This window comes from Bacillus sp. GbtcB10 (assembly GCF_019091365.1).
In the GTDB taxonomy this organism is placed as follows: Bacteria; Bacillota; Bacilli; order Bacillales; family Bacillaceae; genus Bacillus; species Bacillus altitudinis.
The window spans coordinates 1-269 of record NZ_JAGXJP010000158.1 but is presented as its reverse complement, the minus strand read 5'-3'; the positions used below and the strand labels follow the sequence as shown (position 1 = coordinate 269).

The window sequence follows — 269 nt, the reverse complement described above, 5'->3', positions numbered from 1 at the left end:
CCAGATGTCCAAGTACGTGGCTACTATCCAAGCTACGCGATAAAAGAATTTGAGCGCGAAGGCTATCATATTCCATTTGAAGAAGGCGATGAAGAAAGATTAAGAAAAGGAAAAGTAGATTACCTTGGCTTTAGCTATTATATGTCAACAACGGTCAAAAGCGCTGCAGTATCTGATCACAAAGGAGAGATTGTCAAAGGAGCACTGTCACATGGTGTAGAAAATCCGTATATTAAATCAAGTGTCTGGGGCTGGTCCATTGATCCGAC

General features: G+C 41.6%; 1 protein-coding gene. It reads left to right on the top strand.

Features of this window, described 5'->3' with window-relative positions:
* Positions 1–269: family 1 glycosylhydrolase (locus tag KVT11_RS19960; protein WP_217609157.1), on the top strand; the 269-nt coding region annotated here is incomplete at both ends.